This is a genomic window from Pseudomonas phoenicis (assembly GCF_047302395.1).
Taxonomy (GTDB): domain Bacteria; phylum Pseudomonadota; class Gammaproteobacteria; order Pseudomonadales; family Pseudomonadaceae; genus Aquipseudomonas.
Genome location: NZ_CP154852.1, coordinates 2,083,014 through 2,098,162, shown reverse-complemented (window position 1 = coordinate 2,098,162; position 15,149 = coordinate 2,083,014). Strand labels below are relative to the sequence as shown.

Below are 15,149 nucleotides of genomic sequence, written 5' to 3'. Positions count from 1 at the left end.
GACCGACGGCCTATTGCTCTAATTGATTGATGCTTTGAAATCGATAGCCTTCGACAATATTAAGGCGCAAAAAAACCGGACGCTAGGCCCGGTTTTTTTGTGATCAGACTGACGTCTTATTCAGCAGCTTCTACAGCACCGCCAACAGGACGATCAACCAGCTCGACGTACGCCATTGGCGCATTGTCGCCAGCGCGGAAACCGCACTTGAGGATGCGCAGGTAGCCGCCTTGACGGGTGGCGTAACGCTTGCCCAGATCGTTGAACAGTTTGCCAACGATAGCTTTCGAACGGGTACGGTCGAAGGCCAGACGACGGTTGGCAACGCTGTCTTCCTTGGCCAGGGTGATCAGCGGCTCGGCAACGCGACGCAGTTCTTTGGCTTTCGGCAGGGTAGTTTTGATCAGCTCGTGCTCGAACAGCGACACCGCCATGTTCTGGAACATAGCTTTACGGTGAGAGCTGGTACGGCTCAGGTGACGTCCACTTTTACGATGACGCATGATTCATTCCTTACCAAACACTACGTTCGGTGGTTACGACGATCAGGCAGTCGCCTTGTCGTCTTTCTTAAGACTTGCAGGCGGCCAGTTGTCGAGGCGCATGCCGAGAGACAGACCACGCGAAGCCAGCACGTCCTTGATTTCAGTCAGGGACTTCTTGCCGAGGTTAGGAGTTTTCAACAGCTCTACTTCGGTGCGCTGAATCAGGTCGCCGATGTAGTAGATGTTCTCCGCCTTCAGGCAGTTGGCCGAACGTACGGTCAGTTCAAGGTCGTCTACCGGGCGCAGCAGGATCGGATCGATCTCGTCTTCCTGCTCAACCACTACCGGCTCACTGTCACCTTTGAGGTCGACGAACGCAGCCAACTGCTGTTGCAGGATGGTTGCAGCGCGGCGGATAGCCTCTTCAGGATCCAGGGTACCGTTGGTTTCCAGATCGATGACCAGTTTGTCCAGGTTGGTACGCTGTTCAACACGGGCGTTCTCTACCACGTAGGCGATACGACGCACCGGGCTGAACGAAGCGTCCAGCTGCAAACGGCCAATGCTGCGGCTTTCGTCTTCGTCGGTTTGACGGGAGTCGGCCGGCTCGTAACCGCGACCACGAGCTACGGTGAGCTTCATGTTCAAGGCGCCGTTGGACGCCAGGTTCGCGATTACGTGATCGGGATTGACGATCTCGACATCATGATCCAGCTGAATATCGGCAGCGGTAACCACCCCCGAACCCTTTTTCGACAAGGTCAGCGTAACTTCGTCACGACCGTGCAGCTTGATAGCCAGGCCTTTCAGGTTCAACAGGATTTCAATGACATCTTCCTGTACACCTTCGATCGCGGAGTACTCGTGGAGTACGCCCTCGATCTCGGCCTCGACTACTGCACAGCCAGGCATGGAGGACAACAGGATGCGGCGCAGCGCGTTGCCCAGGGTATGGCCGAAACCACGCTCGAGAGGCTCGAGCGTGATCTTGGCGCGGGTAGGACTGACAACCTGCACATCGATGTGGCGGGGTGTCAGGAACTCATTTACCGAAATCTGCATGGATGCACCTATTTTCTAGCCCTTACTTGGAGTAGAGCTCGACAATCAGGTTTTCGTTGATGTCGGCGGACAGGTCGCTGCGAGCAGGAACGTTCTTGAAAACGCCCGACTTTTTAGCAGCATCCACATCGACCCACTCAACTCGGCCACGCTGGGCGCACAGTTCAAGGGCTTGAACAATGCGCAGCTGGCTCAGCGATTTCTCGCGAACCGAGACCACGTCACCCGGACGAACTTGGTAGGATGGAATGTTCACAGTCTTACCGTTGACGCTGATCGCTTTGTGCGAAACCAGCTGGCGGGACTCGGAACGGGTAGAACCGAAGCCCATACGGTAGACGACGTTATCCAGACGGCACTCGAGCAGTTGCAGCAGGTTCTCACCGGTGGCGCCTTTTTTCGAGGCTGCCGCTTGGTAGTAACCGCGGAACTGACGCTCCAGAACACCGTAGATACGACGGACTTTTTGTTTCTCGCGCAGCTGGGTACCGTAGTCGGACTGACGGCCACGGCGCTGGCCGTGGATACCTGGGGCTGCTTCGATGTTGCACTTCGATTCCAGAGCGCGAACGCCGCTCTTCAGGAACAGGTCAGTGCCTTCACGGCGAGACAGTTTGCATTTTGGACCAATGTAACGTGCCATTTATCTGTCTCCTGATTACACGCGACGCTTCTTCGGCGGACGGCACCCGTTGTGCGGGATTGGCGTCACGTCGGTGATGCTGGCGATCTTGTAGCCGCAGCTGTTCAAAGCACGAACGGCGGACTCACGACCTGGACCTGGACCCTTGACGTTGACGTCGAGGTTCTTAAGACCGTATTCCAGCGCAGCTTGACCAGCACGTTCGGCAGCGATCTGAGCTGCGAACGGGGTGGATTTGCGCGAACCACGGAAACCGGAACCACCGGAGGTCGCCCAGGACAAAGCATTGCCCTGACGGTCGGTGATGGTCACGATAGTGTTGTTGAAAGACGCATGGATGTGGGCGATGCCATCAACCACTGTCTTTTTGACTTTCTTACGAGGACGAGCAGCAGGTTTTGCCATGTCTATATTCCTGGGCGGTTACTTGCGGATCGGCTTACGCGGGCCCTTACGGGTGCGTGCGTTGGTCTTGGTACGCTGACCGCGAACCGGCAGACCTTTACGATGGCGCAGACCGCGGTAGCAGCCCAGGTCCATCAAGCGCTTGATCTTCATGTTGATGTCACGACGCAGGTCACCTTCGGTGGTGAACTTCGCGACTTCGCCACGCAGGGTTTCGATTTGCTCGTCGCTCAGATCCTTGATCTTTGCGGCTGGGTTTACGCCAGCGTCTGCACAGATTTTCTGCGCAGTGGTGCGACCGACACCATAGATGTAGGTCAGCGAGATAACAGTATGCTTGTTATCTGGAATGTTGACGCCTGCAATACGGGCCATTCAGTGGGACTCCAATTGACAGCTACCTACGCCCCGGAAGCCAAGAAATAGGGCGCGAGATAATATCGCTGTAGAAACGATTAATCAACCCAGCAGCGCACTAGCTGCTGGGCTTAAAGCACAATCACACTCAGCCTTGGCGCTGTTTGTGACGCGGTTCCGCGCTGCAGATCACGCGCACGACACCTTCGCGGCGAATAATCTTGCAGTTACGGCACAGCTTTTTCACCGATGCACGAACTTTCATTACCGACTCCTCGACCTTAGGGGCGTATCAGCGCAGCAGACTGCTGCCACCGTAGCCTTTCAGGTTGGCTTTCTTCATCAGGGATTCGTACTGGTGCGAAACGAGGTGCGATTGTACTTGGGACATGAAGTCCATCACAACCACTACCACAATCAGCAACGAGGTCCCGCCAAGGTAGAACGGCACGTTTGCAGCCACCACCAGGAACTGGGGGAGCAGGCATACGGCCATCATGTATAGAGCACCGAACATGGTTAAACGGGTCAGAACGCCATCAATGTAGCGAGCCGACTGTTCACCTGGACGGATACCCGGAATAAAGGCACCGGACTTCTTCAGGTTTTCCGCTACGTCTTTCGGATTGAACATCAGCGCTGTATAGAAGAAGCAGAAGAAGATGATCCCTGCACTAAACAGCAAGATGTTCAACGGCTGACCAGGAGCGATCGACTGCGAGATGTCCTGCAGCCAGCCCATACCTTCGGACTGACCGAACCAGGCACCCAGCGAAGCCGGGAACAGCAGAATGCTGCTGGCGAAAATGGCTGGGATGACCCCTGCCATGTTCACCTTGAGCGGCAAGTGGCTGGTCTGCGCAGCGAAGACCTTACGGCCCTGCTGACGCTTGGCGTAGTGAACGGCGATACGACGCTGACCACGCTCAATGAACACCACGAAACCGATGATCGCTACTGCCAGCAACCCGATTGCGACCAAGGCGAAAATGTTGATATCGCCAGTACGCGCAGACTCGAAAGACTGCCCGATTGCTCTCGGAAGACCGGCAACGATACCTGCGAAGATCAACATCGAGATACCGTTGCCCACACCGCGCTCGGTGATCTGCTCACCCAGCCACATCATGAACATCGCGCCTGCCACGAAGGTGGAGACGGCGACGACATGGAAGCCGAGGCCAACAGAAAACGCCACGCCCTGGTTGGCCAAGCCAATGGACATGCCAATCGCTTGAACCAATGCCAGGATTACAGTGAGGTAGCGGGTGTACTGGCTGATCTTGCGACGGCCAGCTTCACCTTCCTTCTTCAACTGCTCCAGTTGCGGACTGACAGCGGTCATGAGCTGCATGATGATCGATGCCGAGATGTACGGCATGATCCCCAATGCAAAGATGCTCATGCGCTCCAGCGCACCACCGGAAAACATGTTGAACAAGCTAAGAATGGTCCCCTCATTCTGCCGAAACAGATCCGCCAGACGGTCGGGATTGATGCCAGGCACCGGGATATGTGCGCCGATCCGGTAGACGATGATCGCCAGAAACAGAAAGCGCAGACGAGCCCAGAGTTCCGACATCCCGCCCTTACCGAGCGAAGAGAGAGCACCTTGCTTAGCCATTTATTCCTCGAACTTGCCGCCAGCTGCTTCGATAGCCGCACGCGCACCTTTGGTGGCGGCGATACCCTTGATGGTGACTGCACGGGTGACTTCGCCAGACAACATGATTTTCACACGCTGTACGTTCTGGTTGATCACGTTGGCATCCTTCAAGGATTGCACGGAGACGATGTCGCCTTCCACTTTGGCCAGCTCGGACAGACGCACTTCGGCTCGATCCATGGCTTTCAGGGAAACGAAACCGAACTTCGGCAGGCGACGATGCAGCGGCTGTTGACCACCCTCGAAGCCTGGAGCAATGGTGCCACCGGAACGGGAGGTCTGACCTTTGTGGCCGCGGCCGCCAGTCTTACCCAGACCGCTACCGATACCACGACCCGGACGATGCTTCTCGCGACGGGAACCCGGCGCTGGACTCAGATCATTGAGTTTCATCGATTAACCCTCAACGCGCAGCATGTAGTAAGCCTTGTTGATCATCCCGCGGTTCTCGGGAGTATCTTGGACTTCTACGGTGTGACCGATGCGACGCAGACCCAGGCCTTTAACGCACAGAATGTGGTTAGGCAGGCGGCCAGCGGTGCTTTTGATCAGCGTTACTTTAACGGTAGCCATGATCAGAAGATCTCCTCGACGCTCTTGCCGCGCTTGGCAGCAATGGATTCAGGAGATTGCATGGCTTTCAGACCCTTGAAGGTGGCGTAGACCACGTTCACTGGGTTGGTCGAACCGTAGCACTTGGCCAGAACGTTCTGAACGCCAGCAACTTCCAGGACGGCACGCATGGCGCCGCCGGCGATGATACCGGTACCTTCCGAGGCAGGCTGCATGTAGACCTTCGAGGCGCCGTGGGCGGCCTTGGTGGCGTACTGCAGAGTGGTGCCTTTCAGGTCGACCTGAATCATGTTGCGACGAGCAGCTTCCATGGCTTTCTGGATCGCAGCAGGTACTTCGCGCGATTTGCCACGGCCGAAACCAACACGGCCTTTGCCATCACCTACCACGGTCAGCGCGGTGAAGGTGAAGATACGGCCGCCTTTGACGGTTTTGGCTACGCGGTTAACTTGAACCAGCTTCTCGATGTAGCCTTCGTCGCGCTTTTGATCGTTATTTGCCATAACTTAGAACTCCAGCCCGCCTTCACGAGCAGCATCAGCCAGCGCTTTGACGCGGCCATGGTACTTGAAGCCGGAACGGTCAAAGGCAACTTGAGATACACCAGCGGCTTTCGCACGCTCAGCGACCAGCTTGCCAACCTTAGTGGCCGCGTCGATGTTGCCAGTGGCGCCATCACGCAGGTCTTTGTCCAAGGTCGAGGCGCTTGCCAGAACCTTGCTGCCGTCTGCCGAAATGACTTGGGCATAGATGTGCTGCGACGAACGGAACACGCAGAGGCGCACGACTTCGAGTTCGTGCATTTTCAGGCGTGCTTTGCGAGCGCGACGCAGTCGAATAACTTTTTTGTCGGTCATTTGCTAGGCCCTACTTCTTCTTGGCTTCTTTACGACGGACTACTTCGTCCGCGTAACGCACACCTTTGCCTTTGTACGGCTCTGGCGGACGGAAACCGCGGATTTCAGCGGCCACCTGACCCACCAGCTGCTTGTCGATACCCTTGATCAGGATGTCGGTCTGGCTTGGGGTTTCAGCGGTGATGCCGGCTGGAAGTTCGTAGTCCACTGGGTGCGAGAAGCCCAGGGCCAGGTTCAGGACGGTGCCTTTTGCCTGTGCCTTGTAACCAACACCGACCAGCTGGAGCTTGCGCTCGAAGCCTTGGCTTACGCCTTGGACCATGTTGTTCACCAGAGCACGGGTAGTACCGGCCATGGCGCGAGCTTGCTGATCACCGTTGCGAGCGACGAAACGCAGCTCACCAGATTCTTCGGTAACTTCAACAGACGAGTGAACGTTCAGTTCGAGAGTGCCCTTGGCACCCTTCACCGAAAGCTGCTGACCGGCGAATTTGACTTCGACGCCCGATGGCAGCTTAACGGGGTTCTTAGCGACGCGAGACATGCCTATCCCCCCTTAGAACACAGTGCAGAGCACTTCGCCGCCAACACCGGCAGCCCGCGCAGCACGATCAGTCATCACACCTTTGTTGGTGGAGACGATGGATACGCCCAGACCGCCACGAACTTTCGGCAGGTCAGAAACGGATTTGTACTGGCGCAGACCTGGACGGCTGGAGCGCTTCAGTTCTTCGATGACCGGACGGCCTTCGAAGTACTTCAGTTCAAGGGAGAGAGAAGGCTTGGCTTCAGCGCTGACTTCATAGCCAGCAATGTAACCTTCGTCCTTCAGAACTTTGGCAACCGCAACCTTCAATGTCGAAGAAGGCATGCTCACGACTGACTTCTCAGCCATCTGGGCATTACGGATGCGAGTTAGCATGTCCGCTAACGGGTCCTGCATACTCATGGGCTAGATGCTCCTGATACAAGAATTATTAGCCTTGCGGCTATCACAACCACCTGAGCAGGCAGGGCAATAGGCCCGGACCCAGGTGAGCCGGTCATTCTAGACACAAGACAAAAACGAAACAAGCCCCATGAAGGGGCTTGTTTCGTTGCAGAGTCACCGGCGGTCGGAAGGTTCCCCTTCCGCCACGGTGTTCTGACTTACCGAGCTTACCAGCTGGCCTTGACCAGACCCGGTACGTCACCGCGCATTGCAGCTTCGCGCAGTTTGTTACGGGACAAGCCGAACTTACGGTAAACACCGTGCGGACGACCGGTCAGGCGGCAGCGGTTACGCAGGCGCGCAGCGCTTGCGTCGCGTGGCTGCTTCTGCAGAGCGACAACGGCGGCGAAACGGTCTTCCGGGGAAGCGTTCAGGTCGACGATGGTCGCTTTCAGTTCAGCACGCTTTTTGGCGAACTTAGCTACCGTGAGCTGACGCTTCAGCTCGCGGTTTTTCATGCTCTTCTTGGCCATTTTCCTACTCCAATCAGTTGCGGAACGGGAATTTGAATGCACGCAGCAGAGCGCGGCCTTCGTCATCCGAACGAGCAGTGGTGGTCAGGGTAATGTCCAAACCGCGCAGAGCATCGATCTTGTCGTAATCGATTTCCGGGAAGATGATCTGCTCTTTCACGCCCATGCTGTAGTTGCCACGGCCATCGAAGGACTTGGCATTCAGGCCGCGGAAGTCGCGGACACGTGGCAGGGAGATCGCCAGCAGGCGGTCCAGGAACTCGTACATCTTGTCGCTACGCAGCGTCACCTTGACACCGATCGGCCATCCTTCGCGCACTTTGAAGCCAGCGATGGATTTACGAGCGAACGTCACGACTGGCTTTTGGCCAGTGATCTTTTCCAGGTCGGCAACGGCGTGCTCGATGACTTTCTTGTCGCCGATCGCTTCGCCCAGACCCATGTTCAGGGTGATTTTGGTAACGCGTGGAACTTCCATCACGTTCGAAAGCTTAAGTTCATCCTTAAGCTTGGGAGCGATTTCGTTCCGGTAAATCTCTTTCAGTCGTGCCATGGTCTTCTACCTAGCAGTGTTCAAGCATCAACCGCTTTTTGGGTCGACTTGAAGACACGAATTTTCTTACCGTCTTCAACCTTGAAACCAACGCGGTCAGCTTTGTTGGTTTCGCCATTGAAGATGGCAACGTTGGAAGCGTGCAGAGGCGCTTCTTTCTCGACGATACCGCCCTGTACGCCCGCCATCGGGTTAGGCTTGGTATGACGCTTGACCAGGTTGACCCCACCAACGACCAGACGGTCGTCAGCGAGCACCTTCAGCACCTTACCGCGCTTACCTTTATCTTTGCCGGCGATCACGATGATCTCGTCGTCACGACGAATCTTTTGCATGTCGGATCTCCTTAGAGCACTTCAGGGGCGAGCGAGACGATCTTCATGAACTTCTCGTTGCGAAGTTCACGGGTCACTGGCCCGAAGATGCGAGTGCCGATCGGCTCTTGCTTGTTGTTCAGCAGAACAGCAGCGTTACCGTCGAAACGAATGATGGAACCGTCAGCGCGACGTACACCATGACGGGTACGGACAACAACGGCGGTCATCACTTGGCCTTTTTTGACCTTACCGCGAGGAATCGCTTCCTTGACGGTAACCTTGATGATGTCACCGATGCCGGCGTAACGGCGGTGGGAACCGCCGAGCACCTTGATGCACATGACGCGACGAGCGCCGCTGTTATCGGCCACATCGAGCATGGATTGAGTCTGAATCATAAAATTTCTCCGACCCCTAGCCCTTAGACTTCAACAGCGCGTTCGAGGACTTCAACCAGTGCCCAGGACTTGGTCTTGGCCAGCGGACGAGTTTCGGTGATCGAAACCTTGTCGCCGATCTTGCACTGGTTGGTTTCGTCGTGCGCGTGCAGCTTAGTCGAACGCTTAACGTATTTGCCGTAGATCGGGTGCTTGACGCGACGCTCGATCAATACGGTGATGGTCTTGTCCATTTTGTCGCTGACGACACGGCCAGTCAGCGTACGGACGGTTTTTTCAGCTTCAGCCATGATCACTTACCTGCCTGCTGGTTGAGCACAGTTTTCACGCGAGCGATGTCACGCTTAACTTGCGAGAGCAGGTGCGACTGCCCCAACTGGCCAGTTGCTTTCTGCATACGCAGATTGAACTGGTCGCGCAGCAGGCCGAGCAGTTGCTCGTTCAGCTGCTGTGCCGATTTTTCACGAAGTTCATTCGCTTTCATCACATCACCGTCCGCTTAACAAAGGAGGTGGCGAGAGGCAGCTTTGCAGCAGCCAGGGCGAAAGCTTCGCGCGCCAGCTCTTCAGAAACACCCTCGATCTCGTACAGGACTTTGCCTGGTTGGATCTGGGCAACCCAGTACTCCACGGAACCCTTACCTTTACCCATACGAACCTCGAGAGGTTTCTTGGTGACAGGCTTGTCCGGGAATACACGGATCCAGATCTTGCCGCCACGTTTAACGTGACGGGTCAGCGCACGACGCGCGGACTCGATCTGACGGGCGGTGAGACGACCGCGAGCAACAGCCTTCAGGGCGAATTCGCCGAAGCTGACTTTGCTACCGCGCAGTGCCAGACCACGGTTGTGGCCAGTCATCTGCTTGCGGAATTTTGTACGCTTAGGTTGCAACATTTGGCGTACCCCTTACTTAGCAGCTTTTTTACGAGGCGCTGGTGCTTGTGGTTTCAGCTCTTCTTGGCGACCACCAATAACTTCGCCTTTGAAGATCCAAACCTTCACACCGATCACACCGTAGGTGGTGTGAGCTTCGTAGGTGTTGTAGTCGATATCGGCACGCAGGGTGTGCAGAGGCACACGACCTTCGCGATACCACTCGGTACGTGCGATCTCGGCACCGCCGAGACGACCGCTCACCTGGATCTTGATGCCCTTGGCACCAATACGCATGGCGTTCTGAACGGCGCGCTTCATAGCGCGACGGAACATAACGCGGCGCTCCAGCTGCTGAGCTACGCTTTGCGCAACCAGCATGGCGTCGAGTTCCGGCTTGCGGATCTCTTCGATGTTGATGTGCACAGGCACACCCATCTGCTTGGTCAGGTCCTGACGCAGCTTCTCGACATCTTCACCTTTCTTACCGATAACGATACCGGGACGAGCGGTGTGGATGGTGATGCGTGCAGTTTGGGCCGGACGATGGATATCGATACGGCTTACGGACGCGCTTTTTAATTTGTCTTGGAGGTACTCACGTGTTTTCAGATCCTTCAACAGGTAATCTGCGTAAGTAGCACCGTCTGCGTACCAGACGGAGGTGTGCTCCTTGACGATTCCCAGGCGAATGCCAGTGGGATGTACTTTCTGACCCATCTGATCGACTCCGTTACTTGTCCGCAACCTTGACAGTGATATGGCAAGACCGCTTGACGATGCGATCAGCGCGGCCTTTGGCACGCGGCATGATGCGCTTCAGCGAACGCCCTTCGTTGACGAAAACGGTGGAGACCTTCAGGTCATCAACGTCTGCGCCTTCGTTGTGTTCGGCGTTGGCTACGGCCGACTCGAGGACTTTCTTCATGATTTCAGCGGCTTTTTTGCTGCTGAAGGCCAACAGGTTGAGCGCTTCGCCCACCTTCTTCCCGCGGATCTGGTCGGCGACCAAGCGGGCTTTCTGGGCGGAGATTCGAGCGCCCGACAACTTAGCGGCTACTTCCATTTCCTAACCCCTTAACGCTTGGCTTTCTTGTCAGCCACGTGCCCACGATAAGTGCGGGTACCGGCGAACTCGCCCAGTTTGTGGCCGACCATGTCTTCGTTCACCAGAACGGGGACGTGTTGACGACCGTTGTGTACAGCAATGGTCAGACCGACCATTTGTGGCAGGATCATCGAACGGCGCGACCAGGTTTTCACCGGTTTGCGATCGTTCTTTTCCGCCGCCACTTCGACCTTCTTCAACAGGTGAAGATCGATGAAAGGACCTTTTTTCAGAGAACGTGGCACTGTCGTATCCCTCTAGTTACTTGCGACGACGGACGATCATATTGTCGGTACGCTTATTACCACGGGTTTTCGCACCCTTGGTTGGGAAGCCCCATGGCGATACCGGATGACGACCACCGGAGGTACGACCTTCACCACCACCATGCGGGTGGTCAACCGGGTTCATGGCAACACCACGAACGGTTGGGCGAACGCCACGCCAGCGTTTGGCACCAGCTTTACCCAGCGAACGCAGGCTGTGCTCGGAGTTCGAGACTTCGCCCAGGGTCGCACGGCACTCGGCCAGTACTTTACGCATCTCACCAGAACGAAGACGCAGGGTCACGTAGACACCGTCACGAGCGATCAGCTGTGCCGAAGCACCAGCGGAACGAGCGATCTGGGCACCTTTACCAGGCTTCAGTTCGACACCATGAATGGTGCTACCAACTGGAATGTTGCGCAGCTGCAGCGAGTTGCCGGCCTTGATTGGAGCCAGGGCACCTGCGATCAGCTGGTCGCCTGCACTCACACCTTTCGGTGCGATGATGTAGCGACGCTCGCCATCTGCGTAGCACAGAAGGGCGATGTGAGCAGTACGGTTTGGATCGTATTCGATACGCTCGACAGTGGCAGGGATGCCATCTTTGTCGTTGCGACGGAAGTCGACCATACGGTAGTGCTGCTTATGACCACCACCGACGTGACGCGTGGTGATGCGGCCATTGTTGTTACGACCACCAGACTTCGATTTCTTCTCGAGCAGCGGTGCGTGAGGAGCGCCTTTATGCAGCTCCTTGTTGACCACCTTGACCACGAAACGGCGGCCAGGGGAAGTCGGTTTGCATTTAACGATTGCCATGATGCACCCCTTCCTTACTCAGCACTGCTGCTGAAATCGAGATCTTGGCCGGCTTGAAGGGAGACGATCGCCTTCTTCCAGTCATTACGCTTGCCCAGACCACGTGCGGTACGCTTGGTTTTACCCAGAACGTTGACAGTCGACACGTTTTCAACTTTGACGTTGAACAGGCCTTCGACAGCTTTCTTGATTTCCAGCTTGGTTGCGTCGGTAGCAACCTTGAATACGAACTGGCCTTTCTTCTCAGCCAGAACGGTAGCCTTCTCGGAAACGTGCGGACCAAGGAGGACTTTGAATACGCGTTCCTGGTTCATCCCAGCAGCTCCTCGAATTTCTTCACGGCCGAGACAGTGATCAACACTTTCTCGTATGCGATCAGACTGACCGGATCGGAACCTTGAACGTCACGTACGTCGACGTGCGGCAGGTTGCGGGCAGCCAGGTACAGGTTCTGATCAACATCGTCCGAAACGATCAGTACGTCGTTCAGGCCCATGCCGTTCAGTTTGTTCAGCAGGTCTTTGGTTTTCGGGGCTTCAACAGCGAAGTCCTGAACCACGACCAGACGATCGCTACGCACCAGCTCAGCGAGGATGGAGCGCAGGGCTGCGCGGTACATCTTCTTGTTGAGCTTTTGCGAGTGATCTTGAGGGCGAGCTGCGAAGGTGACACCACCGCCGCGCCAGATTGGACCACGCGAAGTACCGGCACGAGCACGACCAGTACCCTTCTGACGCCATGGGCGCTTGCCGCCACCGGAAACGTCGGAACGAGTCTTCTGCTGCTTGGTGCCTTGACGGCCGCCAGCCATGTAGGCCACGACTGCTTGGTGGACCAGCGTCTCGTTGAATTCGCCACCGAAGGTCAGTTCGGAAACTTCGATCGCCTGAGCGTCATTTACATTAAGTTGCATGTCAGTTTCCCCTTAACCGCGAGCCTTGACAGCCGAACGTACAACCACGTCGCCGCCAGTAGCGCCTGGAACGGCACCTTTGACGAGCAGCAGGTTGCGCTCAACGTCTACGCGAACAACTTCCAGGGACTGCACAGTCACGCGCTCGGCGCCCATGTGGCCGGACATTTTCTTGCCCTTGAACACACGACCAGGAGTCTGGCACTGGCCGATGGAACCTGGGACACGGTGCGACACGGAGTTACCGTGGGTATTGTCCTGACCACGGAAGTTCCAGCGCTTGATGGTACCGGCGAAGCCTTTACCTTTGGACTGACCGGTCACGTCTACCAGCTGGCCTGCAGTGAAGAGTTCAGCTTTGATCGAGTCGCCAGCCTGGAACTCGCCTTCTTCAAGACGGAACTCCCAGACACCGCGACCAGCGGCAACGTTTGCTTTGGCGAAGTGACCGGCTTGAGCTGCGGTCACGCGCGAGGCGCGACGCTCGCCGACAGTGACTTGCACTGCACGGTAGCCATCGGTTTCTTCAGTCTTGAACTGGGTGACGCGATTCGGTTCGATCTCAATGACCGTGACCGGAATGGAGACACCTTCTTCGGTGAAAACGCGGGTCATGCCGCATTTACGACCGACTACACCAATAGTCATGTTGTAACCTCATGAGTGTACGGGGCTTTCACCCGCTATGGCCGCCCATTTCAGAGCGTTACACGGACAAGACCGAAGTCTTAGCCGAGGCTGATCTGTACTTCCACACCTGCCGCAAGATCGAGCTTCATCAGCGCATCAACGGTTTTATCCGTTGGCTGGACGATGTCCAGAACACGCTTATGAGTGCGAATCTCGTACTGGTCACGCGCGTCTTTGTTGACGTGCGGGGAAACCAGAACGGTGAAACGCTCTTTACGGGTAGGCAGTGGAATAGGACCACGCACTTGTGCACCAGTACGTTTCGCGGTTTCCACGATTTCCTGGGTGGATTGGTCGATCAGGCGATGGTCGAAAGCCTTCAACCTGATACGGATTTGCTGATTTTGCATTGGATTTCAGACTCCAGGCTGTTCCCAACGGGCGCAATAGGCCCGCTAAAAGGAGGCGTGATTCTATAGACGCCCCCATTTAGTGTCAACCCAATAAAAAAAGCCCCCGCTGAGCGGGGGCTTTTTCAATCGGTCGAGTGATTACTCGATGATTTTGGCTACGACGCCGGCGCCGACGGTACGACCGCCTTCACGGATGGCGAAACGCAGGCCGTCTTCCATTGCGATGGTTTTGATCAGAGTGACTTCCATCTGGATGTTGTCACCTGGCATTACCATTTCAACGCCTTCCGGCAGTTCGCAGTTACCGGTCACGTCAGTGGTACGGAAGTAGAACTGAGGACGGTAACCTTTGAAGAACGGAGTGTGACGACCGCCTTCTTCCTTCGACAGAACGTAGACTTCTGCGGTGAACTTGGTGTGCGGCTTGACCGAACCTGGCTTGACCAGAACCTGGCCACGCTCAACGTCGTCACGCTTGGTACCACGCAGCAGAACGCCGCAGTTCTCGCCAGCACGGCCTTCGTCCAGCAGCTTGCGGAACATCTCAACACCGGTGCAGGTGGTGTTCTGAGTAACGCGCAGACCAACGATTTCCAGAGCATCTTGAACGCGAACGATGCCGCGCTCGATACGGCCGGTTACCACGGTGCCACGACCCGAGATCGAGAACACGTCTTCGATCGGCATCAGGAACGGCTTGTCGATAGCGCGCTCTGGCTCTGGGATGTAGCTGTCCAGAGTTTCGACCAGCTTCTTGACAGCGGTGGTGCCCATTTCGTTGTCGTCTTTGCCTTCCAGCGCCATACGAGCCGAACCGATGATGATCGGGGTATCGTCGCCTGGGAAGTCATAGGTGGACAGCAGGTCGCGAACTTCCATCTCGACCAGTTCCAGCAGCTCAGCGTCGTCTACCAGGTCAGCCTTGTTCAGGAAGACCACGATGTACGGAACGCCAACCTGACGGGAAAGCAGGATGTGCTCACGGGTTTGTGGCATCGGACCATCAGCGGCCGAGCAAACCAGGATCGCGCCGTCCATCTGGGCAGCACCGGTGATCATGTTCTTCACGTAGTCAGCGTGACCTGGGCAGTCGACGTGAGCGTAGTGACGAATGGTCGAGTTGTATTCGACGTGAGCGGTGTTGATGGTGATACCGCGCGCTTTTTCTTCTGGAGCCGAGTCGATTTTGTCGAACTCAACGGCGGCCGAACCGAAAACTTCGGAGCAGACGCGGGTCAGAGCTGCGGTCAGGGTAGTTTTACCGTGGTCAACGTGGCCGATGGTGCCAACGTTAACGTGCGGAAGGGAACGATCAAATTTTTCTTTAGCCACGACAGTGAACC

29 protein-coding genes are annotated in these 15,149 nt (G+C 56.3%); all 29 read right to left on the bottom strand.

Going from position 1 to position 15,149, the window contains the following annotated elements; translation table 11 throughout:
• Nucleotides 1-116: 116 nt before the first annotated feature.
• The 29 genes from rplQ to tuf all read right to left on the bottom strand — a co-directional run bounded on the left by rplQ (nt 117) and on the right by tuf (nt 15,138).
• The gene (rplQ, locus tag AA0Z93_RS09435; RefSeq protein WP_028695417.1) at nt 117-503 is read right to left on the bottom strand and encodes a 50S ribosomal protein L17; all 387 of its coding nucleotides are present in this window, start codon (nt 501-503) and stop codon (nt 117-119) included.
• A gap of 42 nt (nt 504-545) precedes the next feature.
• Nucleotides 546-1,547, bottom strand: a complete 1,002-nt coding sequence (locus AA0Z93_RS09430) for a DNA-directed RNA polymerase subunit alpha (RefSeq protein ID WP_296269207.1) — start codon at nt 1,545-1,547, stop codon at nt 546-548.
• 22 nt (nt 1,548-1,569) lie between these two features.
• Nucleotides 1,570-2,190: a 30S ribosomal protein S4 gene (rpsD, locus tag AA0Z93_RS09425; RefSeq protein ID WP_028695415.1), complete on the bottom strand. Its 621-nt coding sequence runs from the start codon at nt 2,188-2,190 to the stop codon at nt 1,570-1,572.
• Between the two features lie 15 nt (nt 2,191-2,205).
• A complete protein-coding gene (rpsK, locus tag AA0Z93_RS09420) occupies nt 2,206-2,595 on the bottom strand; it encodes a 30S ribosomal protein S11 (RefSeq protein WP_003255454.1) in 390 nt (129 codons plus the stop codon).
• A gap of 18 nt (nt 2,596-2,613) precedes the next feature.
• On the bottom strand, nt 2,614-2,970 hold the full coding sequence (gene rpsM / locus AA0Z93_RS09415) for a 30S ribosomal protein S13 (protein ID WP_003255457.1): 357 nt from the start codon (nt 2,968-2,970) through the stop codon (nt 2,614-2,616).
• A 130-nt stretch (nt 2,971-3,100) separates the two neighbouring features.
• Nucleotides 3,101-3,217 (bottom strand): 50S ribosomal protein L36, encoded by a 117-nt coding sequence (gene rpmJ / locus AA0Z93_RS09410; RefSeq protein ID WP_002555468.1) that lies wholly within the window; start codon nt 3,215-3,217, stop codon nt 3,101-3,103.
• Between the two features lie 27 nt (nt 3,218-3,244).
• Nucleotides 3,245-4,576, bottom strand: coding sequence for a preprotein translocase subunit SecY (secY, locus tag AA0Z93_RS09405; protein WP_028695413.1), 1,332 nt, complete (start codon nt 4,574-4,576; stop codon nt 3,245-3,247).
• Nucleotides 4,577-5,011, bottom strand: coding sequence for a 50S ribosomal protein L15 (rplO, locus tag AA0Z93_RS09400; RefSeq protein ID WP_043192539.1), 435 nt, complete (start codon nt 5,009-5,011; stop codon nt 4,577-4,579).
• A 3-nt stretch (nt 5,012-5,014) separates the two neighbouring features.
• Entirely contained in the window at nt 5,015-5,191 is a 177-nt protein-coding gene (gene rpmD, locus AA0Z93_RS09395) for a 50S ribosomal protein L30 (RefSeq protein WP_029614570.1), read from the bottom strand.
• A gap of 2 nt (nt 5,192-5,193) precedes the next feature.
• Entirely contained in the window at nt 5,194-5,694 is a 501-nt protein-coding gene (rpsE, locus tag AA0Z93_RS09390; protein ID WP_003255465.1) for a 30S ribosomal protein S5, read from the bottom strand.
• Between the two features lie 3 nt (nt 5,695-5,697).
• Nucleotides 5,698-6,048: a 50S ribosomal protein L18 gene (rplR, locus tag AA0Z93_RS09385; protein WP_003255467.1), complete on the bottom strand. Its 351-nt coding sequence runs from the start codon at nt 6,046-6,048 to the stop codon at nt 5,698-5,700.
• Nucleotides 6,049-6,058: 10 nt separating this feature from the next.
• Nucleotides 6,059-6,592 (bottom strand): 50S ribosomal protein L6, encoded by a 534-nt coding sequence (gene rplF, locus AA0Z93_RS09380; RefSeq protein WP_060478898.1) that lies wholly within the window; start codon nt 6,590-6,592, stop codon nt 6,059-6,061.
• Between the two features lie 12 nt (nt 6,593-6,604).
• A complete protein-coding gene (rpsH, locus tag AA0Z93_RS09375) occupies nt 6,605-6,997 on the bottom strand; it encodes a 30S ribosomal protein S8 (protein WP_296269205.1) in 393 nt (130 codons plus the stop codon).
• A gap of 209 nt (nt 6,998-7,206) precedes the next feature.
• A complete protein-coding gene (rpsN, locus tag AA0Z93_RS09370; protein WP_296269204.1) occupies nt 7,207-7,512 on the bottom strand; it encodes a 30S ribosomal protein S14 in 306 nt (101 codons plus the stop codon).
• Between the two features lie 13 nt (nt 7,513-7,525).
• Nucleotides 7,526-8,065, bottom strand: a complete 540-nt coding sequence (rplE, locus tag AA0Z93_RS09365; RefSeq protein ID WP_023535025.1) for a 50S ribosomal protein L5 — start codon at nt 8,063-8,065, stop codon at nt 7,526-7,528.
• A 20-nt stretch (nt 8,066-8,085) separates the two neighbouring features.
• Entirely contained in the window at nt 8,086-8,400 is a 315-nt protein-coding gene (gene rplX / locus AA0Z93_RS09360) for a 50S ribosomal protein L24 (protein WP_016715319.1), read from the bottom strand.
• An 11-nt stretch (nt 8,401-8,411) separates the two neighbouring features.
• Nucleotides 8,412-8,780 (bottom strand): 50S ribosomal protein L14, encoded by a 369-nt coding sequence (gene rplN, locus AA0Z93_RS09355; protein WP_011063774.1) that lies wholly within the window; start codon nt 8,778-8,780, stop codon nt 8,412-8,414.
• Between the two features lie 23 nt (nt 8,781-8,803).
• The gene (gene rpsQ, locus AA0Z93_RS09350) at nt 8,804-9,070 is read right to left on the bottom strand and encodes a 30S ribosomal protein S17 (protein ID WP_023534981.1); all 267 of its coding nucleotides are present in this window, start codon (nt 9,068-9,070) and stop codon (nt 8,804-8,806) included.
• 2 nt (nt 9,071-9,072) lie between these two features.
• Nucleotides 9,073-9,264: a 50S ribosomal protein L29 gene (rpmC, locus tag AA0Z93_RS09345; RefSeq protein WP_002555481.1), complete on the bottom strand. Its 192-nt coding sequence runs from the start codon at nt 9,262-9,264 to the stop codon at nt 9,073-9,075.
• Complete coding sequence (rplP, locus tag AA0Z93_RS09340; RefSeq protein ID WP_009397508.1) at nt 9,264-9,677, bottom strand: 50S ribosomal protein L16; 414 nt, start codon at nt 9,675-9,677, stop codon at nt 9,264-9,266. Before rplP ends, rpmC begins: the two co-directional genes overlap by 1 nt.
• A 12-nt stretch (nt 9,678-9,689) precedes the next feature.
• On the bottom strand, nt 9,690-10,376 hold the full coding sequence (gene rpsC / locus AA0Z93_RS09335; RefSeq protein WP_003255481.1) for a 30S ribosomal protein S3: 687 nt from the start codon (nt 10,374-10,376) through the stop codon (nt 9,690-9,692).
• Nucleotides 10,377-10,389: 13 nt separating this feature from the next.
• The gene (gene rplV / locus AA0Z93_RS09330; RefSeq protein ID WP_003103908.1) at nt 10,390-10,722 is read right to left on the bottom strand and encodes a 50S ribosomal protein L22; all 333 of its coding nucleotides are present in this window, start codon (nt 10,720-10,722) and stop codon (nt 10,390-10,392) included.
• 11 nt (nt 10,723-10,733) lie between these two features.
• Entirely contained in the window at nt 10,734-11,009 is a 276-nt protein-coding gene (gene rpsS / locus AA0Z93_RS09325) for a 30S ribosomal protein S19 (RefSeq protein WP_013789761.1), read from the bottom strand.
• Between the two features lie 16 nt (nt 11,010-11,025).
• Nucleotides 11,026-11,850, bottom strand: coding sequence for a 50S ribosomal protein L2 (gene rplB, locus AA0Z93_RS09320; protein WP_296269202.1), 825 nt, complete (start codon nt 11,848-11,850; stop codon nt 11,026-11,028).
• A gap of 14 nt (nt 11,851-11,864) precedes the next feature.
• Nucleotides 11,865-12,164 (bottom strand): 50S ribosomal protein L23, encoded by a 300-nt coding sequence (gene rplW, locus AA0Z93_RS09315; RefSeq protein ID WP_296269201.1) that lies wholly within the window; start codon nt 12,162-12,164, stop codon nt 11,865-11,867.
• Entirely contained in the window at nt 12,161-12,763 is a 603-nt protein-coding gene (gene rplD, locus AA0Z93_RS09310) for a 50S ribosomal protein L4 (protein ID WP_296269200.1), read from the bottom strand. Before rplD ends, rplW begins: the two co-directional genes overlap by 4 nt.
• 12 nt (nt 12,764-12,775) lie before the next feature.
• Nucleotides 12,776-13,411, bottom strand: a complete 636-nt coding sequence (gene rplC / locus AA0Z93_RS09305; protein WP_296269199.1) for a 50S ribosomal protein L3 — start codon at nt 13,409-13,411, stop codon at nt 12,776-12,778.
• 80 nt (nt 13,412-13,491) lie between these two features.
• Nucleotides 13,492-13,803 (bottom strand): 30S ribosomal protein S10, encoded by a 312-nt coding sequence (gene rpsJ, locus AA0Z93_RS09300; protein ID WP_003186070.1) that lies wholly within the window; start codon nt 13,801-13,803, stop codon nt 13,492-13,494.
• 141 nt (nt 13,804-13,944) lie between these two features.
• Entirely contained in the window at nt 13,945-15,138 is a 1,194-nt protein-coding gene (gene tuf / locus AA0Z93_RS09295) for an elongation factor Tu (protein WP_413045564.1), read from the bottom strand.
• Nucleotides 15,139-15,149: the final 11 nt, after the last annotated feature.